Origin of the sequence: Granulicella aggregans, from assembly GCF_014203275.1 — a bacterium.
In the GTDB taxonomy this organism is placed as follows: domain Bacteria; phylum Acidobacteriota; class Terriglobia; order Terriglobales; family Acidobacteriaceae; genus Edaphobacter.
The window spans coordinates 600,337-624,193 of sequence record NZ_JACHIP010000002.1; the positions used below are offsets into that span (position 1 = coordinate 600,337).

Consider the following 23,857-nt stretch of genomic DNA (forward strand, 5'->3'; position numbering starts at 1 on the left):
CGAAGTCTCTATACCAAGACTTTTCTCTTCACCTATCGTCGGCTCCGCGCATACTCCCGCAACGATTGTTGATAGAGTCGGTCGCTCTCCTCCGGGCTCAACGACTCCAGGTCGCGTCGTGTGATCGAAGCCGGCGCGACGGTCTCCGGTTTCTCGCCGCCATCGCTGAAGAGCTGGGAATACTTACGCGCGGCCTTCCATGACTCCCATGCCTTGTCCAGTAAATGCACGGTTAGAAGCCGATGGCCGGCGAGCTTCTCCCTTTGGAAATCTCGAAACGTGGCCGCGTCAACCTCGCCAGCGCGGCTATGAAACCAGCAGAACTGCGCGGCTTCGGACGATAGCTCGGGGTTTTTGGCTATGAAGTCAGCGGGGCCGGAGTATTCCTCAGAAGCACCGTTCAGGCTCCACAGCACATAGTTAACAATTCCATTCTCGATGTCGCCAGTTCGAATCTGCGCGATCACATCGAGCTTTTCTTGTTCTGTGAGTGCGCGGCGCGTCCCTCTTGGCACATCTAGCTTGCCGGCCTTCAGCAGGGATTTGTAAGCGCTGGTGAGATCGCCCGGCGTCCAGTGCCCACAGTCATAGAGTCGATTGATAGCAGTTTCATCATCGAGCCACGCCTTGCCGACGTGCCGCTCGGCTAGAAACAAAACGATTGCGGATAAGTTTCGGTCCGTGGCCATGTACTCGGGGTTGCGGCGGCGGAACTCTTCGGCGACTTCCCCAATCTTCTCGTCGATCAGCGCGGCGGCCATGTTCGGGTCTTTCTTTGCCAGTTCACGACGGATGGCGGGATCGCGCAACATTGTCTCGACGCTGGGCATTTTGAATTGCTTGTCGGAATCCAAGTTCCAAAAGCCGTGATCATCCGTCTGCTTCGTGGTGGGTGAAATGCCGAGCCCGCGCCAGTCAATGTTTGCCCCTTCCAAAAATGGGTCAATGTCTACAGGTGTTTGTTTGTTGGTGCTCATAGTTCTCCTTGCGCATGGCGCGGTTGATGGTGCGTTAGGGACGACGGTCAGTAGTTCCGACCGGTGAAGCAGTGGGTAGAAAGGGGAGCGCGCAGCGTTCTGCTAGTTCGCGGGTATCGCGGTAGATGCGAATTTTTGCCTTCTGATACTGGACTGTCGCCATCCAGCGGCCATCTTCCATTTCTTGGACAATGAGCATCAGCGGCCCCCAAACGGAAAGTAGTTGAGCGGGCCAGTGGTCCCGTCGTCTGGGTCAATCACTTCTGGAGGTTCCTTGCCGTTGAACATCTGGTAGTCCAATCGTCGAATGAGCTTTTGTACCGCTGCCTTGGAACCGGCTGGGCACCTCAGTCGACGGGAGAGTTCGGCGGGGTCCAGCCCACGAATCTCCTCAGGGGTCAGTCCATGCAAGCCGCTCATTGAATCACCCCACATGCCGCTAGGGCCTTGGATACTACTTCGGTCAGATCGGGCGAGAGAGTTTCCGGAAAGTTGCGAAGGATCGACCGGAGGGCGCAAGACACCTTCAGTCGCACGACGGCACTCCGGGTGTTCGCGACAACGGGCATGAGGGACCGGGCGTCATCGTTGGCTGTATTAGCGTTGCCGCCCAGTAAACGAATGGTGAAGCAGATGAGCCATAGCTTGCCCGTCGGGGTCTGAGAAAGATCTGAGAGCGGGCTGAAGTCGGAGCCTCCGTATGGATGCGCGGCGCAAAGTGCGGCATAGCGGTCGTCCAGCGATTCGAACTCGGCATCGTTGGCGGAATCATACCCGTGATTAGTCTGGGTATGAAGTGCGTTGCTAATCTTGCGAGGGGCGAGTGCCGCCTTCTCCACCTCTGAGAGACGGGACCTGTTGAGGAGTTTTGAGACGTGGTCAGGATTCATCGGGGTCCTTTGGTGAGGGTTTGTGTTGTCGTCTGAGGCATTCCAAGGCGTAAGCCTCGGCGCAGGCACGCATCAACCTTTGAGGTGTCGACGGATTGCGAAGTACGCGACTGAGGAGGGCGAGTGGTGGGCGATCCAAGGCTCTCAGAGCCTCAAGTCTGGCGGCTTGGGAGCATCGAGGGTTGGCGAGAATCTTTCGGTAGAAGTGGTCCGGGCTCGGATTTCTCATAAGGGCGTTTCGGTGACAGTGGCGGGGCAGATAGATGTAGGCTCGCGGGGCGCTGGAGTGCCAATTTCTCGCAATATTTTTTTTAGAGGGTGGGGTGCCTTTCGGAAGGATTGTTGCCGGTTGCTTGGGGAACTAAGTGCAACACAGGCTTTGCGAGGGGACGGGCCGGGTGGGGTCAAAAAGGCGGCCATGACCCCCTTTTCAGCCGGCCAGAATCCGCGTCGACGGGCAAATCAACCGACCACTAGTTCCCTCACGTTTGTGACTGACGACCATCCGCCTTCAAAGCGTCTGGACGGCGACTACCGGACTCTGCGAGGGGCAATCAAAACGTTGCAGGAAGGATGGAAGCAAATAGTTCTTGACAGGCTGGAGACTGCTGTTACATTTGCTGCTACGTGCATTGCTGTAAATGTTATGCGCGACGGAGACAGTTATGGAAGGCAAGTTTGTCGCCTACTACCGCGTATCCACGAAACGGCAGGGAATATCAGGCCTCGGACTAGAGGCTCAACGGCAAGCCGTCCACCAGTACCTCAATGGAGGGAGGTGGAAGCTGCTGTCGGAACTTACAGAAGTGGAAACCGGCAAGCGGAACGACAGGCCGCAGCTAGAGCAGGCACTCGGTCTCTGTCGCCTTCATAAAGCGACGCTGGTCATCGCCAAGCTGGATCGTCTCGCGCGTAACGTGAACTTCATTTCGTCGCTGATGGAGTCAAAGGTAGATTTCATTGCCGTCGACTTCCCCACTGCCAACCGCCTCACGGTGCATATCCTTGCTGCGGTTGCGGAGCATGAGGCAGAGATGATCTCCACTAGGACAAAGGCTGCGCTCGTTGCTGCAAAGGCGCGCGGTACGGTTCTCGGCGGGCAGCGTGGGGATCACAAGCTCAACCACCGCAGAGGAAACCGCTTGAGCGCTAGGGTCAGAGGTGCCACGGCGTCGAAGAGAGCGTTAGACCTACTGCCCATCATTGCTTCGATCAAGGCTGCCGGCGCTACGTCCCTGCACGGCATTGCTCAGGAACTCAATGAGCGGGCTATACCAACGGCAAGAGGCGGCGAGTGGAGTGCGGTCCAGGTCAGCCGCGTGCTGGCTCGTGCCGAAAACTGAAATCCGAAACCTGGATCACGATGGTTGCCGCAAATCGGCGAGGACATGAAGTCAGGCGACCTTCACCCCTATGCGGTCCATTTACTGGAATCCGGTTGTCCAATCGCTGTCCAATTCGGTCTCTAAAACTTTCGTAGTCACACACACACACAACAACTTATTTACTAAACAGACAGACAGGGGTGTGCATGAGAATTGACTACGTAAGTTCTACACATATTGAAAACAAAGCACTTCCTTCCAAACTTCCGTAGTCATCGTTTGACTACGAAAGATTTTCCTGCGCTGCGCAGGCTCGTATTTCCAACTTCCGTAGTCATCGTTTGACTACGAAAGATTTTGCGAGCGTCAGCGAATCCAACTCAGCGTCTGAGACCGTCGCCCCTTGGTGGGTATTGTCTCGGCTGTGACGTAGCCTTCGGCTATGAGGTTCTGGACTGCGCGGTCGAATATGGTCAACCCGAACCTCACGCCGTTGACTTGTTTGTACAGGTCGCTCCGCTTTACGGACAGCTTTCGCTCGAAGACTTTCTTGATGGCTGCTTCGACGTGCGCCGGTACGTTGTCTGCGCTTGAGGGCCTATTCTGGCAACGGATAATGTACTGATACTTCGCGAGCTTGATTGCGCGCGCGATGATGTCCTTATCGATCAATACGCGCCGCATCCCCTCTAGCTGATTTGGGGCCGGACGATCCAAGAGCCACGCTAGGTGAAGAGCATTCCTCTGGACCTGAACTCCAAGCCGCCCGGCGACATCGGCATCCTGATCCGGTTGCGCCCGAAGCCATGCTGTCCAGCCTTCGAGTTCCGCGTCTGCCTCTGTTGTGAACTCAGCTTCCACGGGCGTCTTCTCAAGCCGGATGACCCTCTGGATAAAGTCGTCGCGCCATCCTGTTAGGTCGGGGTCTTGAAGTCTAGGCACGATCTTCGTGTTGTCAGAAACCACGAGATTGAGCCGCGAGAAGAGCCCGGAACCTACCGCACCCGTTCGTTGGAACATGCTATCCCACTTGTCGGGCGTCGTATTGGCAAGGATCGAAAGATGGGCCGCCCCACCGCTGGCCTTCCGCCCTCGGGTGATATTCGACGGTGCGCGGACACTGCTATCGAAAAGAGTGTTTACGTTTGAAAGGAAACTTTGGCCGCTCCCGCCTATGGAGAACTTTTCAATGATCTGCGACAACTCATCTGCAAATATGAGGATGCGCTGGTACTCTGCGAACGTCTCCACGAGTCCCGTGCCACTGCCAAACTCCCCCACAAAGCAGCCGATGTTGCTGTCCCGAGGCTCGCCGGATGAGTAAAGGAGAGAGTGCGGAAATACGCCTAGAGCCCATCCGGTTGCCGTAGATTTGCCACTGCCCGCACCGCCGATGTTCGCCGTGTAAAACCTTGCTTCAATCCCCGCCATTCGCCAAAGCCGCAGTTGCGATCCGACGATCGCTCCGGTCACGGTCTTCAACGATTCAATAAAATACTCCTGCGTAATATGGTTCCCTACGGAGCATCGCCGGGCAAACTCTGCGTATTCAGTTCCGTCCCACGCGTCCAAGGGGTACGTCTCCGGCTCGATGATGGAGCTGGTCAGACTTTCGACAACGTGTTCCACGAGTGTGTTGCCTGTTTCCTTCTTCAACTCCTCAAGCCATTCAGTGGCTCGTAAGTTGTCCGCCTGGTAGAAATCGCCGAAATCTTTGAAGCCTGGCAGGGTCGCGACGGTAACCGGAAAGTCAGCCAACATCTTTTGAAGTCTCTCCATCGCCTGCTGTCCGCTTGGGTCGGAGTCGGGTATCAGTACGACGCGGCTGAAGGTGTCAGTTACCCACTTGAGGTCGGCAGCAAAGTCCAAAGTTGCCGGATCAGGAACGCCAGCAGTGCCCAATATGGCGACAGCTTCCACGCCGAGGGATTTTAGCAGAGCCTTTTCATGCTCGCCTTCCGCGATGAAAAGAAGATCGGCAAAGGGGTCCATGATGTCGTCGCACCCGTACAAGAAGTCGCACTTCGACGACCCTTTGACTTGAGTCCACTTCACATCATCGGTAGGCTCGATCTTTCGAAACTTGACTCCGACGAGTTCGCCGCTGTGGAATCGCGGGATGACGATAGACTCGCTGCGAGCATCGAAGCCCCAAGACAGCCGCTCCGCGATCTCAGGCGCGATGCCCCTTCGGTGTAAGTAATTTCCCGCCGCACTAAACGGTTCGCGACACTCTTCGCTTAGTGCTTTTTGCCATGCCGCAATCTGTTCATCCGGTACCTGTGGCCTTTTTATCGGCGTGATGATTGGCGCGGGTGGTGGGGGAGTTCCCGGCTTCATATCGCCGCAGAACTCGCGGAATATCCGATCCGCTTCGGTGAAATCCACATGCTGAACCTGTTCGATTAAGTCCAAGACATCGCCTGCCGCATTGCATCCGTGGCAGCGGAACTTCCAAATTCCTTTGTCTAGGAAAACACTGAGCGATGCCTTGTTGTCGCTATGACTCGGCATGACGCATCGCGCCGACCAACTCTGTCCCGATGGTTTGAGGCCTCTGATGTGGCTCTTGAAATAGGGGAGTGAAAAATGAAGTCTGAGGTCTGCGAGACTATCGTGCGTTGCGTACATGGGCGGGATAATCCTCGTCAACTTTGAACTGTTTGGTGTGGCGGATCAGTATCGGTTTGCCGTCTTTGAGGTCGATCTCAATTGCGCCCCAAGACCGGGCTAGGGCGGCATCTGAGAGAAGATCTTCGAGTTGTTTGAGGATTCTGGTTTGCATTGTTGGCCTCGTGGTCGTCCACTGAATTGCTGGCTAATTCAATGGGATTTGAATCTCTAAAAACGGTCAATAAGGTGCGCGCTAAGTGAACTCGCGACTGTTCGAACAGGCCTTCGCAGGAGGGCAGATAGTAAGGCTACTGGCTATCAGACAGGGGCCGCCGAAGCCGCCACGGGCACGCTAGAGGGTCGAAAAAATAAATATTCGACCCGCCGAATCGTGGCTTCAAAAAGTCGGATTGAATGCGAACGCGGCCATTCGTAAATGCTTCAAGCTGTAATGAACGTCATCCGGATCAAGGTCCAGAGCTTCGCTCAACTCAGCGACCAGTTTCCGGTCAGGGATCTGGTGGGGATTGAACGCGCCGATTTTCGCAAGGATCGAGGTGATGACCTTGCAGTCGAGGGAGTTGAGGGGAAACGACTTGGTAGCAAAACTGGACATAGAACTCCGAACGTAGGTGGGATTAGTGGTGCGGTGGGGTACGAGGCGGGAAGTTTGGTAGAGCGGAGGGTTGGGCGGGTGGCGAAAACCGAGGGCGGTTCTCAAGCCAAGCCTTTCAGAGGGTCCGGGGAACTCCGGGATGCGCTCGAAACGGGCTTTTGGGATTCTACACGCCGGCTGCGTCTGCGACCAGTCGAGCGATGGTGTACGGAGTGACGGTCTCATCGTGGTATGCGCGCAAATGTTCTTTTGCTGCATCGCAAACGCGATCAAACACGGGAAGGTTGCGGTCGTGACGCGTGCGATATATACGCCGCCATGTGGGCACACAACGGACGCAAGAGAGCGCAAACACGTCGTTCTCTTGCGACTCTAGGCGGACCCCGTAGTCGGCGAGCGTCTGTCTATTCAAGAGATGCACCCTCGGTGCGGCCAAGACTCTCCAAGCCTTGCCGGATGAAGGACCTGACGTGCAATGAAACGGGTTGATCGGTTTCGAAGGCGAGAAGGCGAAGCTGTTGTTTCAGGGGCGCCGGCAGGTAGACGATCAGCGCCCGGCTTTGGGGAGGCGATGGCATATAGTTGAATCCTTGTTTTGGGATAAAGGTGTGTACTAGGTGATACGATCCAAAAAATCGTTTGGTAGTACCCCTTTGTATAAATCCTGTGGAAAATTAGGCCGGCTAGGCCTTTGATATCGACTCAAACTATTGAAATAAAGTCACTTGTAAGTGTCCATAAAATAGCCAAATAAATTTGGCCATAAAACCAATTTGAGTTATAAAATGCGACCTTGACATGTGAGTTGGGCCGGGCTAATCTCCTTCCATCACCAAGGAGGTTCCAACTTGTCCGAGCATCGACTTCATCTCGTCCCCCAAGCCGCCCCAACTTTCACCACCAAGCCGCCCCGCCGTGGCCGCCGTCGACAAGACTTACCGGATCACACCTTCTTCGCCAAACGCAGCTTGCTGTTTCTCGAACTGAACCTGCGCGATCTGCGCGAAGTTGCGGTCAAGTCTGCTGAAGATGTGGAACAGGATTGGAAGAACTACAAGAACACCGATGACCTAGGCCATATCACTCGGTTCTGCGGCGTCATGGAAACGTGGATGGCCGCCGCCTACGAACTCAACGCAAGAGGATACATCGCACCGGCATGGCCGAAACGGGAAGAACACCACGGGGAGTATTTGAGAATTCACGCCGACGGCCCCGCCGCGATTGAAGAGCTAGACACAGAGCTTCTGAGGCAAGTCGGTATCACGATGAACTGAGGCGAGGGCGGTGGCTCTGGTCAATGAGTCCAATAAGTGGAGAGCAGTTGGGGCCGTTGCAAACGCTCTCCTTCTTCAGCGCAGACATACGGCGCGAAGTTGCCAGTATTGTCACTGGCGCCATCATCCATCAACTCCCGCCAGATGAATGACGTGGATCCTCAGGATCAGGCCTTTTGTGTTGAGTAGGTACGTCGATCTGTGAGAGGAAGAGCAATTGAATTGAAGTGTTCAGGATGCTCGGCCAGATAGCTCTCAACGGCTTCAAGCATTGCCTGCGCATCAGGCGTGAGGAGACTGTCTGTTGATTCATCGTACGATTTTTCAATGACTTCGCTTGAAATGTGGCGGCCCATGTTGCGCTCCTAGGTGGACAATGACGATCTACGAGCAGGCCAACATTAGAATACTGCGGGGCGCAATTTGGCAAGAGTCCTCTCCCTCCAAGAGGCGATCTCGGGGATCCGCAATAGTCGGATTACGAAAGATAGGTGGAACGGCATACGGCCCGACCGGAGTCAGCCGAATCGAATCTCCTATGACGTACCTACACTTCCCGTTCCGCTTTCCCCTTTCCTCTTGCGCTCTTCGGTCCGGCGATTGCAGCCGCATTTGTCGTCTTCATTGCTCCGCTTTTTGAGATCCAGAACGTAACTCCGCAAGCGCGGATAAACCCGACAATGCTGGACCTTTAGGATCGCCACACGCGATTCAAAGCCGTAAGACATCGTCAGCATTCAAAGTGAGGGCTTATGAGTACAGACTTCAGCTTCGCCGAAGCACTAGAGATTTTGCGCTCCCATGGACACACGGTTGGGGCGGCTGCGGCCAACCCTGCACGCGAGCCGATGGTCTACGTCGACGACGACTTCTTGACTCCGAACGAGGTCCTCGATTTGGCAAAAGCCGAGCAGAGCAAGCCGTGACGGACGTAAGCGGCAGCGCATCACGGTTGGTTTTATGTTCCGGGCGCTGTGGGCGCGACTGAAACAGTACGCCAGTAGACTGGCTTAAGCCATGTCTCTTCGTTATCACTTAATAACTACCGTTCACGTCGCCAAGTACGAAGGACTTCGCAAAGTTTGGGGTCTGGCCGGGATCGCCCAGGATGTCGACGACTGCCTCTTGTTTGTCCAGGACAAGCCGCGCACAGCAGCGCAAGCCGAAAGGTTATCCGCGCTCCAAGCTTCGGTCCGCGCCGGCAGGCTAGACAATCCCCGCCGTCCCTAGATGCGCTGTGGCTTTGATGGATGGGGTGCTACGTAGGAGTAGATTTCACGCGTTATCCAGCATCCCCGAACCGTTGTTCCGCACATCGCCGACGGCATCTCAGTGGATGAGAACATCCGGCACATCGAGACCGGGAACGCGGTCGTCTCCTTCGTTCACCGGTTCACGAAAGACTACGGCGGGATGTGGGGCCGATATCCATTCGCGATCCAGTTCGTCCTCGTCCATTTCCGTCATGCCGAGACGGAGCGCCCAGAAACCTTTCCCGCGAATCATTGCCGGTTCGAGCGGCTCAAAGAACAGTCGGATGCTCGTAGGGAGGGCAGCAAGCGCGTCCTCGCGGTCAAAAGAGCGGAATGGTGCCGGACGTTTCCAAGCTTTATTCACAGACTGCAACCAGTAGTGCTCCGGCTTGAAGACATCGCCGTCAAACTCGCTTCCTAGAAAAACTAAGCAAGTGATACTCCGCATATGCTCCTTAATCATTTGCTCAATTCCTTCCTAAGCCTCGTTGCAATTGTCGCAAGTCGAATAGTGCTGACAGAACGCCATCCATAACGGATTTCGCTTGAAACCTGGGTGTGCCGGATCGTTGAAGTTCACCCGCTCTGCGAGTGCGTAAAGGGTCGGTGATGCTTGGGCGAATTTTAGAAGGAGTTCAAGCCCTTGCTGGCACGCTGGGGGTTCCTCCGACATGATCCAGACTCGCATCGTTTCTTGTTCTTGTTCGGTCATATCTGCCTCCCGATCTTAGGGCCGCGAAACCGTATTGACCAGCGGCTCGCCAATCAACATCTCCGGCCCGTTGTTTCGAACATTGCCGACAGCCTGATTAGCCGGTTCCATCTCCATCTCGTCTGATTCGAACGGTCGTAGCAGATCAATCGGCGGTTGTTCGGTGACATCGCGTGCTAGCCAGCGGTCGTAGTCGCGGTTATGGAGGATCACCGGCATTCGAGTGTGTATTGAGGACATGAGTTCGTTCGCCTCGGTGGTCACGATGGAGAAGGACTGTAGCCAACCGCCGCCCGGGTCTTTCCATGCGTCCCACAAGCCCGCAAATGCGAACAACGATGAATCCGCGACGGTGAAGACGTATGGCTTTCGGGTCTTCGCGTCGATCTTGTGCCACTCATAGAAGCCGGATACGGGAACAAGACAGCGGCGTTTCTGGAACGGCTCGCGCCATGTTGGGCTACTGAGGATTGTTTCAGCCCTCGCGTTGATTGTGGACATACCCTTCAAGTCGGACAGTTGCTTCGTAAAAAACGGGATCAAGCCCCATCGCATCATCACCAATTCGCGACCCGCTTCGTCTTTGCTCTCTCGGATGACGGGCTGAAAGGTCGAAGGGGCGATGTTGTAATCGTCCGGCGGCATGGCAAGGGTGCTGATGTCATTCCGGATGTGGAACGCTTCTGCTATGCGTTGTTTGTCGGATTTACGAATATAACGTCCGCACATTGTGTGAATTATTTCTGAATCTCTGGCTTGCATTGGCTCGGCCCAGCAGTCAGCGTGCGGGCAAAGGGATAGGTGTTGCAAAAGGCGACATCGTGGGCGGCGCCAAAGATATCGGAGTAGTGAATGTTGCCTTGCACAACATAACCGCTTCCCGGCATCGACGCTGTGCTCAACATTGCGGCAATCTCCCTGGACTCCGGTGGCGCATGGATGAAGCACTCGTCGCTTGCGTCCTTCCCCAATGCGCCGCTTATCTTAGAACCCTTGCAAGCGGAAAGGTTCGACACCCGAATCGATTGTTTGCCGGTTTGAATGACGCCGGAAACCACTATATCCGCAGCCGGTGTTTGGCCAAAGTTCTTATAGACAACCCGTGCGCAAGACTGGTTCTGTCCCTTTGGCGAGTCGGTACAAGGGAATAGTCCGTTTGGGTCAAACACCGAGTAGACATACGCCCTTTCTGCAATGTGCAGCGAGTCCCTTGCGGCATCGCTTCCGTAAACCGTTGCTCTAACCTCTCCCTGAGTTGCGAGTGCTGTTTCTTTTGTCGCCAATGCCTGCCGATCCAATCTTGCTACCGCCTCGTCTATGCCCTTGTTGATCGACTGGGCGCTGGCGGAGAAGTCGGTGGCTGCTTGGGCGTTCCTCTCGGCGGCCCTGGCGGATATCTTGGCGGCCTCGATTAGTTGGTTAGTCTGTGTCGTGGTGCTGTTGTTGTTCTTCCACGAAGTAAAGAGTTGGGTGCCCGAGAATCCGGCGATGACCAGCGCAAGTAATAGCTCTATGTGCCGGTCTGGCTTCTCATTTAGTAGCTGACTCCAGTAGCTTTTGCGCTCTCTGGATGTGCCGACCGCCCCTGTCTCAATCTCGCTCATATCTGACTAACCCTCTTAGGCACGTTTCGGAACACCCGATTGTAAATCTCGTGCGCCATCTCGACGGATTCATCTATCGCCGCGCTCGTCGGCACCACCCTGATGTTGACTTGCTTCTCACGGGCGAGCCGTATGCCCGCGATGAGGCATGAGCCGAGATAGACCATATTGCGATTGAGGCGGGGCAAGTGCGCATCGGGGTCAAACATTAGGACCTCTGGCGGGCGGGGATTCCAGCGGCATCTAGGAGCAACATATGCGTCCCGACCACGTCCGGGGTGTATGCTCGCTCCCCGCCCATGCCTGGATAATAGGCGAATACAAGGCGAATGTCATCCAAAGTTTGGTGCGCTAAACGTACTTCTTATCGGTACCTGCTATTTGTACTCTATAGCGCTTAGAATCAATTGTTTGCCCCCCGAGCAAAGAGTGCGTTACTGTTGCCCAGAGGCCCAATCCGCATAGCAGACAAGTCACATGCTCACCAACGTGTCCATCCCCGATAAGCAAGCCTTCACCGTCCGCGAGGTCGCAGCGATGACGGGCTTCTCCCCGCAGACCGTTACGCGCCTCTTTGAACATGAACGGGGAACGCTCATCATTTCTCGGCCAACCTCCAACCGGAAGCGGCGCTATCGCTGTATTCGCATCCCCGTCGGCGTTTACGAACGCGTCATCCGGGGTTTGACCGTGAAGTAGCCTAGGCGCTGTTCAACATCTCCGGCACTCACCCAATCGTGTAAGTCGAAATAGAACTTTCGGAAGATGCGGTCCCCGCTCAAAGTGCGGGAAGATGGCATTTCCATTAGTGCGGCCTGTGGGCCACTCATGCAGAGGAGCGTATGCCTGTCATCATTGACTACCGGATGAAACTTGACGGCGCACCTTTGGAGGGTGCGGTTGAGTTTACTGGCGATATCTTACCGAAGCCCGGCGACTCATTCAGGTTGACGGTCGGCGACCGCAAGCTCAATACGGTCGTCGCCGAAGCCGGAGAACTATCTCCATACAGAGGAAGGCTTCACCTCCGGGTAAGGTTCAAGGATTATCCGGTTAGGGGACTTCGAAGAGCAATCCAATTGCTGGTGTCTGCTCTCACGTCGAACGACCGGGTGACTCCGAGCCGTCAGCGGCGCGAAAACCGATAGGCTTTTCGGTCGCAGCTAGTGCAACGCCAAGGGAAGAGGTTGAGCGCTCGCATAATTGCGTCTATCCAGCCTCTCCGTTGCTGTCGTATGAGCGCGCCGCCTTTGCATGAGCAATTCATCGCCATCATCCTATCCGTGCAGGTTCGAGACCGGCAAACCGTTGCTTCCTTGGATGCAATCTTGAAATTGCACTCTCGTCTAGGTGGTTTGACCGCATGGATTATGTCGGCTACCAGCGAAATTTCGATAAGCTAGAGCAGAAGGCGAAGACCTTCATCTCTCACACAATGGCTTCTCATCGGCCACTCTTCGGGGTGGCCACTTTTCTGCAAACTTTAGCCAGCCTGAGCGTTTTCGCTGCAGTTGTCGCAACCGCCGTAATGTTCCGCCATTGCCATGTACGCCGTCGTTAGCTCCGTGAGCCGGTCGCCAGGCTCTTCGGTGCCGAGGCGGTAGACGGCCTCTCCAGCGGATATCAGAAAAGCTTGGGCGAGTTCCATACCTTTGTCGCAAGCTGGTATCTCGTCCATGTTCCAGAGCTTGAGGAGGGCTTCACGGTGCATCCGCCGATTCTAGTCCTAGAGGTAGGAGTCTCGGAGCGCAAGTCGAACTTGGCAGCGTCAGTTGGGGAGAGATGGCACGGAGAGGTACTTCAGGTGTTGCGCAAGACCGTTTGAGGCACAGCAACTCTTTGGCCGGTTTCGCCCAAAACTGCGAGCCCGGACAGTAGCAGCGTGAGTTGTTCGTAGGGAATTCCGTCCAAGGCACTTTCGACTAGTGAGAGTTCATCATAGAGTTCGGCAAGATGCGAATACCTGCCTCCACTGTCGGATGAAGTATCCGCGCCACCTTCGAATGCGAGTAAGGCAATAAGTTGCTTTCGTTGTGTTGCAAGAAAGATTGCATGAGCCCTTGTCATTGGCAGACCCTAGCATTCTCAAATAAGCACCCACGACCAAAAACAAGGTTTAGTGGAATCCGTCGTAACTGGCGAGAGGTATCTGTCGGATCAAGTTTCGAGTACCGGCGAACGATCGAAGAAGCGCGGCTTTGGTGACAACGTTTGCGATCGTGATCTAGCAGCCAAACTTTAGCCGGTGGTATTGATCTGGCGTGAGGGTCAAGACGACCGGGCTGGGAAGCCGCGAGGCCGAGGCGTATTCGACGGCTTTCAGGATGTCGAAGAGTTTGGTCTCCTCGCGGTCCTTTACTGACGAGGAGGCCGGCACGTTCTGGCTTGAACAGAACGGGGCCAAGACTTCCAATTGGGCGAAGTTCGCGAGCCGGGGACATGCTGTCGCTTGGGAGTTCGGCACCAACCGCCGTTACACGGGGCGGATGCTGTTCTATCAGATTTCTCTTAGGGCACGCACGGGAAGAAGCCGATCTTTGCCGCCTATCGTTCAGAGGTTCAGATTCGCTTTGGGCTCTCCCGGACTGGGCCGGGAGGCGAACCTAGGCTTCCACAAGTAGCCGTGGGTTCGGAGCGAACGGGAGCGAAAGAGAAAAGTCGCGACGATTCTCCACGCGCTTGGTGAAGTCGATGATCGTCACGCCCACAACCTCATCGGTCCCCATATCGCGCCGGAAAACAAGGCCATCGGGCCCCTCTTCGCTGAACGCGCTGGTGGGCTCGCCTATGGATAGATACAATACATCGCCCACTGCGTCGTACTTTACCTTCAATTCCGCTTTACGTTCATCCATACGATTTCACCATGCTCTCTAATGGTTTTCACTAGGAAAGCTGTCTTTACCGCCCCGCGCCTTTCGTTCTCGACACGCCTGACTACCGCGTTAATGTATATATCCTGCGCGTGCTTGAAACTGCGATCCGTCAACCGATAGTAATAGTGCGTCTCCGAATCGGGAGTTTCACGTTGAATCACTTGCGGGGTGCTCAATGTAGCACGTAAGCGTTCAAGATGCTCGACCATTTCAGGATGCCCGTCTGTGATGTGCGCCCATCTCTCCGAATCAAGCACCAAGTCGTACCCCTCTGGATCAAGGACGGTGAAGATTACAACTGGAATTCTCTCTCCATCCCCGGGAAATCGCCTTAGCACTTCCGAGGTACTGCTCTGCTCCGGATTGTCCATGTTGCTCCGCGCCGTTCCCGACAAGTCTTCCAGACTCAAATCTTTAGACGCCAAAATCTGAATTTCGACGCAAGTCCGCTTTCGCAGCGCGGAAACCATAGATTCTATGTCGTTAAGGGATTATGAACTAACGGTGTATCCTTGTACAGTCAAAACAGGCGGATACCGCCGGCTAGCTACGTAACGGTTAGACGACTTTAGCCACGACTTCGCGAATGCTGTATTCATAACAAGCAACGTAACAACTGAGCCTAATTGGGGCATACTGAGACCAGTCCAGAAGTCGGGAAACCGCTGAAAACACTGGTTTTGGTTGGCTGACCGTCAATCAGTAGGTCAGCGGTTCAACTCCGCTCATCGGCTCCATTTCTTTCATCAATTCCGGATGCACTCCGGAAGCATCTGTGGGAGCTTCAGACTAATCCGCTGCCTGCCGGAGCCACCCCTCCATCTGTTCATGTCCCACCAAGCCTGCCTGCTGAAACACCATCTTCCCGCCCCGTATCACCGCGAAGTTTGGAATTCCGCGCACCTGGTAGCGCGCGGCTAGTTCCGGATTCGCCTCCGTATCCACCTTCAGTACAACCGCCTTCCCGGCCATGTCCGCTGCTGTCTTTGCCACCTCCGGGGCGGCCGCCCGGCAAGGCCCGCACCACTCTGCCCAAAAGTCCACGAGGATAGGTACTGTAGCGTCCGCCACTACCTCGTCAAACAATTCAGTCCCAGCAGCCACCGGTTCCGCCAGCGCCGGCAGGGGACTCTTACATGCCCCGCACCGCCCCGTATACGCCAGGTGCTTGGCCGCGACGCGATTCTTTTGCCCACACTGCTCACAAGTCCTAACCACCGGCATAGCTCACCTCTGGATTATCAGATGCTAGCGCAGTCCATCCCGCACTTTGTGCGTCATCCTCGAGGGGGATCTGAGTTCAGGAGCGGGTTCGAAGTGATGGGCCGCAAAAATCTCGATGGCAGACGGCGGGCTGGGATGCTCTCCCAGACCGCCTACCCTGCTTTGCCTATCACCGTTCCAGCGCACGGATGTACTCAATGACGGCCTCGCTCCAGCCGTCAATGTGCGCCCATGCTCCGTAGCCCACACCGTTCCTGGCGCTGGCAACGTTGATCATGTATCCCCTGCCCTTCGGCGCGGGAAAGCGATCGTGCGACTGCTCGTCGGTGACAACGACGATTCGATCAAACTCTTCCTTGATCGAATCGAGCGCCGCTCCCAGTCGGGTCCCGCCATGCCGCAGACTAGACTCCATCGCATCCCGAAGCGCAAATCCGCGTCGCGCCGGAATGAGCTTCGTGTCATCCGAGAAGGTGTAGACGCTGACCTTTTCCGCGATCTCGCGCAGCAGCACCGCCAGTCCATACGCCGCGTCGGTCCGCAGCATCTCAGATCTACGCGACAGCGGCGCAACCATCGACCCGGAGACATCAACCAGGACGACGGTGTGGCCCGCCAGCCGCTCACGATCGGCGACTGAGCGGAACATCGCCCGCTCCAGCTCTGGCTCCCACTGCGGCGCATAACGCGCAGCAGCGAGGAAGCGAAACGGAAGCACCCGCTCGGTCTTCATCGCATCCAGCGCAGACACGACCAGCCCCTCAGCGACACCCGCATCCTTCATGTTGCGAAGGTTGCGCAGCAGAGCAAGAGCCCCAAGCTTGCGTTCTGAAAGCAGACGCGTCCAGTGCTCCTGCTTGTTCCCGCCAGACGAGAGTGCTACCTCCCAGGTGTCAGGGGTTGCGAGCTCGTTATCGACCAGCCGCTTCCATACCGCAGCCTGCTCGGCATCACGAGGCTTCGCGTGGCAGAGGAACAGCACGTCCCGCAGCCGAACCGCGCCTGCCCGATCGTACTTGGCGAGCGCATACTCATCGAACTTCGGGAACGCAGCCGCGAGGCCCTTCTTTACTTGTCCCGACAGCGGCGCACGTCCGTCCTTCCAGTAGATCGCGACGAACTCCGCGAGCTCATCCGCACGCTGGATCACGCGAGTCATGGTCTCTGCCACCAGCGCACGGTGCGTCGCATGACGCGCCATCTCGCGCACCAGCAGCAGAGGGACGTGGCGCAGCTTCATCGCCGTTCGTGCCTCTACGGCGAGTGCCGCAACCTTCTCGGCTTCGACCTTCGGCACCAGTTCGCGGATGCGACCGGCGATCGAGACTCCATCCTCGTAGAACTCATCCTCCCACAGCATGCACGCCAGCACACTACGGCGCAGCGCCAACTCGGGAGGAACCACAACCGCAGGAGCTCCCTCGTGCGTCCGTGGTCGCACCAAGTGGCTTAGCTTTAACATGTTCAGCTTCATCACGCACCTCCTCTCAAGGGCACTTACTTAATTGCCGGGGAATATTTGAATGCGGAAGGACATTCACTCTGAGCTACATCAACTTTTCAGTTAATGGCAGGCTTCGAACCTGCGCCCTCCGTCATCGCTGACGGCGCTCTACCGAAGTATCCGTACTCTGCGCCACCGGCGCTCGGTTATTCATCGTCTTCGTGGTAGTCATCGGAGTTGTCATCCTCTTCGATGACTCAGACCGTAGTCTCTCCGAAGCCTGCACCGACCTTGAACCCGACCGGCTTGGGATTGCCCGCTGACACGTGAATCGCCAACTTCTGCATCTGTTGCCAGGTCGGCTTGTTCTTATCGTGGTAACTCGTGCACTCGTATATTCGGAATGGCACCAAGATATTTGGGTGGACGCCACTGCACATCGTCAACATCTCCGACTCCCGGTAGCCCGTCATAATATGGGCGCTCGAGCATGTCCGGCATAACGATTCCGAACCTATGGGCGTTCCGCCCTTCACATATCCTTTGCTCATCTCAGTCTTACTTTCTAACCAGCCTGCAGCTGGAGGGTTAATTGGCCGGGGGAAAAGCGATAACAGAACGTAGGTGCTCTACCACTGAGCTACACGAACTTACGTTCGCGACAGGATTCGAACCTGCGCCACCCGCTTAGTAGGCGAAGTAACTGTTATCTACGCCACCGGCCAAAGTCGATAAGTTGTATGTGCGCAGATCAGGGAACTATCGAGACAAGTCTCAGGGCGAGCGATCTACGGAACCTTGTGCTTCGAGGCAACGCCCCGTCCCGCAAAGCCTCTACTCCGGCAGAGATTCCGCTCTGCCCGTTAATTTCGGAGGAAGTAACTCGTCTCTATCACCACTGATTTACTCCTGCAAAGCCGCGAGTTCTACGACTGAGCAGGAGAGCGCATCTCTGTCAGGGAAAAATCCTGCATGGCAGATGGGGATCGAACCCAATCCTTGCGGATTTACCAGAAGTAGCCATACAGTACGCCACTGACGGAGAGTTAGCTGAGGGATTGAGCGAGAACAGGGGCATTAGTCCTGTTACAGAGGAAGTACCTGTCCTCTTCGCCACTCAGCGATTCTTGATTGTACGGTTGGGCACGCGTAGGAACGTCCGTCTTACCGTAATGGCCAGGTGACCAGAAACGCCCGGTGATCGCCGCAGAGATAAATCATCTCCGGGGACCTACGCATCGAATTTTGAAATGTCGATTTCATCGGGCTTGCTCCTACGCAGAGGTTACTTTCCCATAGCTACTAGAAAAATGCAAGTAGTTTTACAAAATATATTGCACAATACTTCGAAGTATGCGAAGGTACTTGAGCGGGATGCTGTCTGACCTAGCTCCAGCAATTCTTTGAGGCCCACCATGAAGTTTATATTTTCCAGTTCGCGCCCGTATCTCTCCTCACTCGATAGCCTGAGTGCGAGTCGGCGTGTTCTGGACCAACCGTAACCAAGGGATGATCCGAAAGCACACCGACCCGCTCAAATGAGCGGGTTTTGTTTTGCTCCATTGCGGCGCGTTGCCGCGATGTGGGAAAGTTCTTTGACAAATTAAGATGTGCGGGTGTGGCCAAAATGGCAAAGGCGGCTGGCTTAGAACCAGCAGATTGAGAGTTCGAATCTCTCCACCCGCACCATGCGATTAGGCGCAATACAGGGATAACGGCGAAGCATAAGGCTTCGCGCTTACACATTCGATTCCTATACGTCGCATTCAATTCGGAGAGTTGGGTGAGCGGCTTAAACCACCTCACTGCTAACGAGGCGCGCCGCAAGGTGCCGAGAGTTCGAATCTCTCACTCTCCGCCACTTTGCAAGCGCCGCCGTGAAGGTATGGCACCGGTTTGTAAAACCGAAACTCCGAGGAGTTAGTGGATTCGATCCCCACCGCTTGCACCAGCTGGTCCCATGATCTAGTGGCCATGATGTCCGCCTGTCTAGCGGAACGCGAGAGTTCGATTCTCTCTGGGACCGCCACTTTTGCTGCTTGCGTAGGTCTGGTGATTACGCTGGTCTGAAAAGCCAGAGAACGCAGTTCGATTCTGCGAGGCAGCACCAACAATTCGGGGAGTGGTGTAATGGCCGGCATCCTAGTTTTGGGAACTAGCGGTGGGAGTTCGATTCTCCGCTCCCCGACCATGACTTGCAGGCGTCGTCCGACGGATGAGGGCACAGAGCTACGAACTCTGAGATGGAGGTTCGATTCCTTCCGCCTGCACCATATTTCAATCGCAGGACCTGCACCATCAAAAAAGGAAATCGTCATGAGTCATATAAAAACTGGCGCCTCTAACGTGCGTCTGGAAGGAGACCTTGTTCGACGAGGACAGGTGGCTTCCTGTGGTGGGTCTGTTGTTCGTAGGCGTAGGCGTAGCCGAGCAGGTCGCCATCGCGCCAGGGGCGGGCGGAGATCTCCAGTCCGAAGGGCAGACCGTCGGGATAGAAGCCTCCGGGGACGACGATGGCGGGAACGCCGATCATGTTGACCCAGGAGGTGGCGGAGTGCGGGCCGCCACTGATGATGCCGGACTCTCCTTTCTGGGGCATGGTCTCGTCCGGTGGAGGCATCTGCGTGGCGGGGTAGACGAAGCCGTCGAGGTGGAACCGGGTGAGCGCTTCCTCGTATGCGGCTAGAGCTTCGCGACGGGGCTTGAAGTAAGTCGTCTCGGCGTTGGAGTCGGCTTCCAGGTTTGTCTCGACGATGGGTGCGCGATCTTTGCGGGAGACGTCGTTCATGCCGTTCAGGATGGTGTTCGGCAGGGGCGAACCGACGACTTCGGCGTACTGTTCTGCCGAGCGGTACTGAGTTGGGCCGTAGGTGTTGAGGAAGGTCTCCGTGCCCTGCTTGATGTAGGGAAGCGTGCAGACGTGCGAGGCGATCTCGGCGAAGGAGTCGGGAAGGATGTCGTCCGCGAAGATGATGGTAGCGCCGGCGGCCTTTAGGCCTTCGAGAGATTTAAGGAAGGCGGCGCGCGTCTCGGGTTCGAGGGGAGTGATGGCGTTCTTGCGATCTTCGGCGAACTTTTCTGGAGACTCCGGGCAGATGCCCTGGAAGGGAATACCCGCGCCGGCGAGGATAAAGGCAGGGACACCGAAGCGCTTGCCCTTGAGTGCGTTTGGCTTGAGGTATCGGGTGTAGGGGCCGGGCATGGCCTTGGTTGCTGCGTCGGCGGTGCGTGGGTCTGCGGGGTCTGCACCAGCCATGACGGTGAGTGCGATGGCGGCATCGGTTACGTTGCGGGCGATTGGGCCGGTGTTGTCAAGCAGCCTATCGAGCGGAGCGATGCCGGCGATGGAGACGAGTCCGCGCGTGGGAAAGATGCCGACGACGGAGCTTGTCGCGGCGGGCATGCGGATGGAGTTGCCGGTGTCTGTGCCATTGCCGAAGACAGCTTCGTTCGAGGTGATGGCGGTGACGGTTCCACCCGAAGAGCCTCCAGGGGAGAAGCGGACGTCGTAGGCATTGCCGGTACGGCCGAACGAGGAACTGCGGTTGGTGTCCGAGGCGGCGAAGTCCGGCATATTGGTGTGGCCAAGGATGACGGCCCCTGCCGCGCGAAACCTTGCGACGATGGTTGCGTCTTTCGGCGCGACTAGTTCGTGGCCGGGGATGGTGTAGCCCTTCCATCCGTCGGTCGTCACCAGCCCCTTGATGGAGGTATTGGCCTTGATGACGATGGGAACGCCCCAGAGCGGCGCGGGGTGCTCGCCAGGGCCTTCGTGGTCGAGGCGAGCTGCTGTCGCGAGGGCACCTTGTTCATCGATGGTCTCGATGTCGCGATAGATGCCGTTGTAGCGATGGATTCGAGCAAGATACCAACGAGTCACCTGGGTCACGGTGTAACGGTGCGAGCGGTAGAGATCTTCGAGTTGGGGAATCGCGACCTCGAAGAGATCGCTGTCAGCGGAAGCGGACGGAGGTGTCGCTTGCCCGGGGAGACGAGGAGTCAGGGCGGACAAAGAGAGGAGCAGTACCCATTGCAGGCTCTTGAACAAGCGCGGTGACTCCTTGGAGGACGGATGATTCCTAGCCTACACTCGACCGTCGCCGGGTTGCTGTTCTGCGAGAGGGATTGTTCGTGTCGTGATCGCGCGCTGTAGAATCGCTAGCGCCTCTGTTCTTCAGTGCAGTCGCGGAGGACCGGTGCCAGACTTTATCGATTCGACAGACTATCTCAACCCAAAGCGTCCCAGTCGTCGTGGCCGTTTTCTCGTCATCGCCGCTCTGTTGTTTGTCGCTTTCATCGTTGCGCGGATCGTCCTCTCCGATTGGGTCGATCTTCTCTGGTTCAAGTCGCTGGGCTATGGCGATGTGTTCTGGAAGACCTTTGCGATCGAGTCTTCCGTCTTCCTGCTTTCGGCGGCGATCACCTTCTTTGTCCTTTATGGTGCATTCTTCCTGATCCGCCGGTCTCATCACGCGGATCTGCCTACGAACCATGCGATCGTCGTCGGCGGGCAGCGTGTCAGCCTTTCCGTCGCACCTGCCTTGCGTGTGATCTCGCTTGTGGTGTCGATCGCGGTTGCGCTGATCACCGGCCTTACGATGATGTCGGATTGGCCTACCCTCGCTCTTTTCTGGTACGCACCGCACGCTGCGGGTTCCGTCACCGACCCTATCTTTTCGCGACCACTCAATTTCTTTCTTTTCACTCTTCCGGCCTGGCGGATGATCGATGGCTGGCTGCTCACGCTGGCGATTGCTACCTGTGCCGTGGCCGTTCTATTCCTGGTGATCACCAGCGGCTCTCGGAGCCTGGATACGCGTCGGCTGAGTCTTGCGCCCTCGCCCTGGAGAGGACTTTCCTGCACCGCTGCGTTCTTTTTCCTCGTGCTTGCGATGACTGTCTTCGTTGAGCGGTTCGAGCTGCTTCTCAACCACCACACGCTCTTCGACGGGATCAACTATACCGACGCGCACATCACGGCAGGGGGACTTTTGTTCGTTGCGGGCGCGCTTGTCCTGGGCGCGATGATCGCTGCTGTAAATGCCATGCGAGAGTCCCGTGTCGCGGTGATCGTTATCTCGGTTTTGCCTGCGGTGCTTTGCTATGGAGTGTTGACGGTCATTGGCTGGTACGTTGCGAACTTCGTCGTCAAACCGAATCAGCTCGTTCGCGAAGAGCCGTACATCACGCACAACATTGAGATGACGCGGCAGGCGTACGGCCTCGATCATTTTTCGCAGAGCGAGTTTCCCGCCGAGGCGACGCTCGAGGCTGCTGACGCCAGCCACAATCAGCCAACGCTTCAGAACATTCGTCTCTGGGACTGGCGGGCGTTGCAGGACACGCTGCGTCAGGTGCAGGAGATTCGGACCTACTATGATTTCCCCGACATCGATATCGACCGCTACGTCCTGAACGGAAAGCTCAGCGAGGAGATGCTCGCCGTCCGCGAGCTCAACGTCGAGAAGCTTCCCGTGAGCAGCCGGAACTGGATCAACGAGAAACTCATTTATACGCACGGCTACGGCATCACGATGAACCCGGTCAACGGATTCACCCCGGAGGGCCTGCCGAATCTGCTGCTGAGCAATATGCCCGTGCAGAGCACTGTGCCGGGCCTTAAAGTCACCCGTCCTGAACTCTACTTTGGCGAACTCACCAACACGGACGTCTACGTTAAGACGCGTCAGCAGGAGTTTGACTATCCGCAGGGACAGGCCAACAATCTGACCTCATATCAGGGTACAGGCGGCGTTGCTCTCGGCGGCTTCGCCCGACGCCTCATCATCGCCTTCGATCGAGGTGATCTCGGGACGCTTCCCTTCTCCGACGATGTGACGCCGGAGAGCCGTCTGCTCATGCACCGGAACATCCGCGATCGCATTGCGCTGCTGGCGCCCTTCCTCACCTTCGATCAGGACCCGTACATGGTGGTCGGGGATGATGGCCGGCTGTCATGGATCATCGACGGCTATACGACCTCGGATAGCTACCCGTACTCCACCCATTACTCACTGGGCGGCGACTCGGTCAACTACATGCGGAACAGCGTCAAGGTTGTGATCGATGCCTATAACGGAACGACAACCTTCTATGTCTTCGATACCAAAGACCCGGTGCTCGACGCATATCGCCGCATCTACCCGACGCTCTTCACCGATGCCGCAAAGATGCCTGCCGACCTGCGACGCCATGCGCGTTACCCGGAGGGACTCTTCAGCCTCCAGGCAGACGTCTACGGCCTTTACCACATGACCCGGCCAGAGGTTTTCTTCAATCGCGAGGACCTTTGGACCGTCGCAACGGAGACCGCGAGCGATGCGAATGGGCAGCAGTCCGTGCAACCGATGCAGCCCAACTATGTTGTGATGAAGCTGCCCGGTGGGACGCAGGAGGAGTTCGTCCAGATATTGCCGTTTACCCCGGCGAATCGGAACAATCTTATTGGCTGGATTGCGGGCCGCTCTGACGGCGAGGCCTATGGAACGACTGCCGTCTATAACTTTCCCAAGACACGCCTTATCGATGGACCGCAACAGATCGAGGCCCGCATCGATCAGAACGCGCAGCTCTCCGGCCAACTGACACTGTGGAACCAGCAGGGCTCCCATGTTCTGCGAGGCAGCCTGCTGGTGATTCCTACGGGCCGTGCGCTGCTATATGCCGAACCTATCTATCTGCAGGCGCAACAGAGTCCTATGCCAGAACTGCGCCTCGTGGTGCTGGCTCTTCAGGACAAGCTCGCCTATGGCACTACCTTCCAGGCTGCGCTCACCGCGCTGTTTGGCGGCGAAGCCTCGTCGCTTACGGCTTCTGAAACAGCTCAACCGGCGCAAAGCTCGGCAGGCGCTTCGCCGATGATGTTGCCTCAAGCGAATCAATTGTCAAGTCAGCTTCCTGCGGAGCTCAAGGCTCTGATCGCTGATGCAAACAGGAACTTCGAGGACTATCAGCGACTCACTGCCGCAGGCAAGCTCGCCGAGGCCGGCCAGAAGCTGGAGGCTCTAAAGTCCGATCTGGCCAGGCTTGATTCAGCGAAGCGATAG

23 protein-coding genes and 8 tRNA genes are annotated in these 23,857 nt (G+C 56.5%); 14 read left to right on the top strand and 17 right to left on the bottom strand.

The annotated features are described in order from the left end of the window. Positions 1 to 32: 32 nt before the first annotated feature. From HDF16_RS07850 to HDF16_RS07860, 3 genes are all read right to left on the bottom strand, one after another. The gene (locus tag HDF16_RS07850; RefSeq protein ID WP_184215241.1) at positions 33 to 977 is read right to left on the bottom strand and encodes a hypothetical protein; all 945 of its coding nucleotides are present in this window, start codon (positions 975 to 977) and stop codon (positions 33 to 35) included. A gap of 198 nt (positions 978 to 1,175) precedes the next feature. Next, positions 1,176 to 1,397, bottom strand: a complete 222-nt coding sequence (locus HDF16_RS07855) for a hypothetical protein (RefSeq protein WP_184215243.1) — start codon at positions 1,395 to 1,397, stop codon at positions 1,176 to 1,178. After that, entirely contained in the window at positions 1,394 to 1,867 is a 474-nt protein-coding gene (locus tag HDF16_RS07860; protein ID WP_184215246.1) for a hypothetical protein, read from the bottom strand. Before HDF16_RS07860 ends, HDF16_RS07855 begins: the two co-directional genes overlap by 4 nt. Positions 1,868 to 2,532: 665 nt before the next feature. Between HDF16_RS07860 and HDF16_RS07865 the strand changes: the two genes are divergently transcribed. Further along, positions 2,533 to 3,210 (top strand): recombinase family protein, encoded by a 678-nt coding sequence (locus tag HDF16_RS07865; RefSeq protein WP_184215249.1) that lies wholly within the window; start codon positions 2,533 to 2,535, stop codon positions 3,208 to 3,210. Positions 3,211 to 3,558: 348 nt separating this feature from the next. Here the strand turns inward: HDF16_RS07865 and HDF16_RS07870 are convergent, their stop codons facing one another. From HDF16_RS07870 to HDF16_RS07880, 3 genes are all read right to left on the bottom strand, one after another. Beyond that, a complete protein-coding gene (locus HDF16_RS07870; protein WP_184215251.1) occupies positions 3,559 to 5,823 on the bottom strand; it encodes a DUF3987 domain-containing protein in 2,265 nt (754 codons plus the stop codon). After that, positions 5,804 to 5,977: a hypothetical protein gene (locus HDF16_RS07875; RefSeq protein WP_184215254.1), complete on the bottom strand. Its 174-nt coding sequence runs from the start codon at positions 5,975 to 5,977 to the stop codon at positions 5,804 to 5,806. The genes HDF16_RS07870 and HDF16_RS07875 overlap by 20 nt, the downstream gene beginning before the upstream one ends. Positions 5,978 to 6,202: 225 nt before the next feature. Next, positions 6,203 to 6,421: a hypothetical protein gene (locus HDF16_RS07880; RefSeq protein ID WP_184215257.1), complete on the bottom strand. Its 219-nt coding sequence runs from the start codon at positions 6,419 to 6,421 to the stop codon at positions 6,203 to 6,205. 848 nt (positions 6,422 to 7,269) lie between these two features. Here HDF16_RS07880 and HDF16_RS07885 point away from each other — a divergent pair. Beyond that, positions 7,270 to 7,698 (top strand): hypothetical protein, encoded by a 429-nt coding sequence (locus tag HDF16_RS07885; RefSeq protein WP_184215260.1) that lies wholly within the window; start codon positions 7,270 to 7,272, stop codon positions 7,696 to 7,698. A gap of 167 nt (positions 7,699 to 7,865) precedes the next feature. On the opposite strand, the gene HDF16_RS07890 is transcribed toward HDF16_RS07885, so the two are convergent. Further along, positions 7,866 to 8,054, bottom strand: a complete 189-nt coding sequence (locus HDF16_RS07890; protein WP_184215263.1) for a hypothetical protein — start codon at positions 8,052 to 8,054, stop codon at positions 7,866 to 7,868. A 396-nt stretch (positions 8,055 to 8,450) separates the two neighbouring features. On the opposite strand from HDF16_RS07890, the gene HDF16_RS07895 reads away from it, so the two are divergent. Together HDF16_RS07895 and HDF16_RS07900 are read left to right on the top strand one after the other, a co-directional pair. After that, positions 8,451 to 8,624, top strand: coding sequence for a hypothetical protein (locus HDF16_RS07895; protein WP_184215266.1), 174 nt, complete (start codon positions 8,451 to 8,453; stop codon positions 8,622 to 8,624). A 91-nt stretch (positions 8,625 to 8,715) separates the two neighbouring features. Then, entirely contained in the window at positions 8,716 to 8,928 is a 213-nt protein-coding gene (locus HDF16_RS07900; RefSeq protein WP_184215269.1) for a hypothetical protein, read from the top strand. 99 nt (positions 8,929 to 9,027) lie between these two features. On the opposite strand, the gene HDF16_RS07905 is transcribed toward HDF16_RS07900, so the two are convergent. From HDF16_RS07905 to HDF16_RS07915, 3 genes are all read right to left on the bottom strand, one after another. Next, positions 9,028 to 9,399, bottom strand: coding sequence for a hypothetical protein (locus tag HDF16_RS07905; RefSeq protein WP_184215272.1), 372 nt, complete (start codon positions 9,397 to 9,399; stop codon positions 9,028 to 9,030). Between the two features lie 279 nt (positions 9,400 to 9,678). Further along, positions 9,679 to 10,473 (bottom strand): SOS response-associated peptidase, encoded by a 795-nt coding sequence (locus tag HDF16_RS07910; protein WP_246408865.1) that lies wholly within the window; start codon positions 10,471 to 10,473, stop codon positions 9,679 to 9,681. Continuing rightward, a complete protein-coding gene (locus tag HDF16_RS07915; RefSeq protein WP_184215277.1) occupies positions 10,401 to 11,267 on the bottom strand; it encodes a hypothetical protein in 867 nt (288 codons plus the stop codon). Before HDF16_RS07915 ends, HDF16_RS07910 begins: the two co-directional genes overlap by 73 nt. Before the next feature lie 477 nt (positions 11,268 to 11,744). On the opposite strand from HDF16_RS07915, the gene HDF16_RS07920 reads away from it, so the two are divergent. Then, positions 11,745 to 11,966 carry a hypothetical protein gene (locus tag HDF16_RS07920; protein ID WP_184215280.1) on the top strand — a complete coding sequence of 74 codons (222 nt, stop codon included), beginning with the start codon at positions 11,745 to 11,747 and terminating at the stop codon, positions 11,964 to 11,966. A 143-nt stretch (positions 11,967 to 12,109) separates the two neighbouring features. Continuing rightward, positions 12,110 to 12,415, top strand: a complete 306-nt coding sequence (locus tag HDF16_RS07925) for a hypothetical protein (RefSeq protein WP_184215283.1) — start codon at positions 12,110 to 12,112, stop codon at positions 12,413 to 12,415. Between the two features lie 335 nt (positions 12,416 to 12,750). Here HDF16_RS07925 and HDF16_RS07930 read toward each other — a convergent pair whose 3' ends face one another. The 6 genes from HDF16_RS07930 to HDF16_RS07960 all read right to left on the bottom strand — a co-directional run bounded on the left by HDF16_RS07930 (position 12,751) and on the right by HDF16_RS07960 (position 17,527). Then, complete coding sequence (locus HDF16_RS07930) at positions 12,751 to 12,978, bottom strand: hypothetical protein (protein WP_184215285.1); 228 nt, start codon at positions 12,976 to 12,978, stop codon at positions 12,751 to 12,753. 513 nt (positions 12,979 to 13,491) lie between these two features. Then, complete coding sequence (locus tag HDF16_RS07935) at positions 13,492 to 13,671, bottom strand: hypothetical protein (RefSeq protein ID WP_221312593.1); 180 nt, start codon at positions 13,669 to 13,671, stop codon at positions 13,492 to 13,494. A gap of 199 nt (positions 13,672 to 13,870) precedes the next feature. Beyond that, entirely contained in the window at positions 13,871 to 14,122 is a 252-nt protein-coding gene (locus HDF16_RS07940) for a DUF2283 domain-containing protein (RefSeq protein ID WP_184215291.1), read from the bottom strand. An 810-nt stretch (positions 14,123 to 14,932) separates the two neighbouring features. Beyond that, positions 14,933 to 15,367, bottom strand: a complete 435-nt coding sequence (locus HDF16_RS07945) for a thioredoxin family protein (protein WP_184215295.1) — start codon at positions 15,365 to 15,367, stop codon at positions 14,933 to 14,935. A 169-nt stretch (positions 15,368 to 15,536) separates the two neighbouring features. Continuing rightward, positions 15,537 to 16,841 (bottom strand): TROVE domain-containing protein, encoded by a 1,305-nt coding sequence (locus tag HDF16_RS07950; RefSeq protein WP_221312594.1) that lies wholly within the window; start codon positions 16,839 to 16,841, stop codon positions 15,537 to 15,539. A gap of 626 nt (positions 16,842 to 17,467) precedes the next feature. Beyond that, positions 17,468 to 17,527: transfer RNA gene (locus HDF16_RS07960), tRNA-OTHER, on the bottom strand. An 896-nt stretch (positions 17,528 to 18,423) separates the two neighbouring features. On the opposite strand from HDF16_RS07960, the gene HDF16_RS07965 reads away from it, so the two are divergent. The 7 genes from HDF16_RS07965 (at position 18,424) to HDF16_RS07995 (ending at position 19,084) form a co-directional block, all read left to right on the top strand. Next, a tRNA-Leu gene (locus tag HDF16_RS07965) sits at positions 18,424 to 18,500 on the top strand. 84 nt (positions 18,501 to 18,584) lie between these two features. Beyond that, positions 18,585 to 18,672: transfer RNA gene (locus tag HDF16_RS07970), tRNA-Ser, on the top strand. 4 nt (positions 18,673 to 18,676) lie between these two features. Beyond that, positions 18,677 to 18,762: transfer RNA gene (locus HDF16_RS07975), tRNA-Tyr, on the top strand. A gap of 3 nt (positions 18,763 to 18,765) precedes the next feature. Continuing rightward, positions 18,766 to 18,840 (top strand) — tRNA-Asp (locus HDF16_RS07980). 5 nt (positions 18,841 to 18,845) lie between these two features. After that, positions 18,846 to 18,921, top strand: a tRNA-Phe gene (locus tag HDF16_RS07985). A 6-nt stretch (positions 18,922 to 18,927) separates the two neighbouring features. Further along, a tRNA-Pro gene (locus tag HDF16_RS07990) sits at positions 18,928 to 19,002 on the top strand. Positions 19,003 to 19,008: 6 nt separating this feature from the next. Next, positions 19,009 to 19,084: transfer RNA gene (locus HDF16_RS07995), tRNA-Arg, on the top strand. Positions 19,085 to 19,152: 68 nt separating this feature from the next. On the opposite strand, the gene HDF16_RS08000 is transcribed toward HDF16_RS07995, so the two are convergent. Then, entirely contained in the window at positions 19,153 to 20,859 is a 1,707-nt protein-coding gene (locus HDF16_RS08000) for an amidase (protein WP_184215301.1), read from the bottom strand. 148 nt (positions 20,860 to 21,007) lie between these two features. Here HDF16_RS08000 and HDF16_RS08005 point away from each other — a divergent pair, with 148 nt between their 5' ends. Next, a complete protein-coding gene (locus tag HDF16_RS08005; protein WP_348641270.1) occupies positions 21,008 to 23,857 on the top strand; it encodes a UPF0182 family membrane protein in 2,850 nt (949 codons plus the stop codon).

Bases quoted from the DNA above. Each gene is read 5' to 3' on its own strand.
- HDF16_RS07850 (WP_184215241.1), bottom strand. From the start codon at position 977: ATGAGCACCAACAAACAAACACCTGTAGACATTGACCCATTTTTGGAA.
- HDF16_RS07855 (WP_184215243.1), bottom strand. From the start codon at position 1,397: ATGAGCGGCTTGCATGGACTGACCCCTGAGGAGATTCGTGGGCTGGAC.
- HDF16_RS07860 (WP_184215246.1), bottom strand. From the start codon at position 1,867: ATGAATCCTGACCACGTCTCAAAACTCCTCAACAGGTCCCGTCTCTCA.
- HDF16_RS07865 (WP_184215249.1), top strand. From the start codon at position 2,533: ATGGAAGGCAAGTTTGTCGCCTACTACCGCGTATCCACGAAACGGCAG.
- HDF16_RS07870 (WP_184215251.1), bottom strand. From the start codon at position 5,823: ATGTACGCAACGCACGATAGTCTCGCAGACCTCAGACTTCATTTTTCA.
- HDF16_RS07875 (WP_184215254.1), bottom strand. From the start codon at position 5,977: ATGCAAACCAGAATCCTCAAACAACTCGAAGATCTTCTCTCAGATGCC.
- HDF16_RS07880 (WP_184215257.1), bottom strand. From the start codon at position 6,421: ATGTCCAGTTTTGCTACCAAGTCGTTTCCCCTCAACTCCCTCGACTGC.
- HDF16_RS07890 (WP_184215263.1), bottom strand. From the start codon at position 8,054: ATGGGCCGCCACATTTCAAGCGAAGTCATTGAAAAATCGTACGATGAA.
- HDF16_RS07895 (WP_184215266.1), top strand. From the start codon at position 8,451: ATGAGTACAGACTTCAGCTTCGCCGAAGCACTAGAGATTTTGCGCTCC.
- HDF16_RS07900 (WP_184215269.1), top strand. From the start codon at position 8,716: ATGTCTCTTCGTTATCACTTAATAACTACCGTTCACGTCGCCAAGTAC.
- HDF16_RS07905 (WP_184215272.1), bottom strand. From the start codon at position 9,399: ATGCGGAGTATCACTTGCTTAGTTTTTCTAGGAAGCGAGTTTGACGGC.
- HDF16_RS07915 (WP_184215277.1), bottom strand. From the start codon at position 11,267: ATGAGCGAGATTGAGACAGGGGCGGTCGGCACATCCAGAGAGCGCAAA.
- HDF16_RS07920 (WP_184215280.1), top strand. From the start codon at position 11,745: ATGCTCACCAACGTGTCCATCCCCGATAAGCAAGCCTTCACCGTCCGC.
- HDF16_RS07925 (WP_184215283.1), top strand. From the start codon at position 12,110: ATGCCTGTCATCATTGACTACCGGATGAAACTTGACGGCGCACCTTTG.
- HDF16_RS07930 (WP_184215285.1), bottom strand. From the start codon at position 12,978: ATGCACCGTGAAGCCCTCCTCAAGCTCTGGAACATGGACGAGATACCA.
- HDF16_RS07940 (WP_184215291.1), bottom strand. From the start codon at position 14,122: ATGGATGAACGTAAAGCGGAATTGAAGGTAAAGTACGACGCAGTGGGC.
- HDF16_RS07945 (WP_184215295.1), bottom strand. From the start codon at position 15,367: ATGCCGGTGGTTAGGACTTGTGAGCAGTGTGGGCAAAAGAATCGCGTC.
- HDF16_RS07950 (WP_221312594.1), bottom strand. From the start codon at position 16,841: ATGAAGCTGAACATGTTAAAGCTAAGCCACTTGGTGCGACCACGGACG.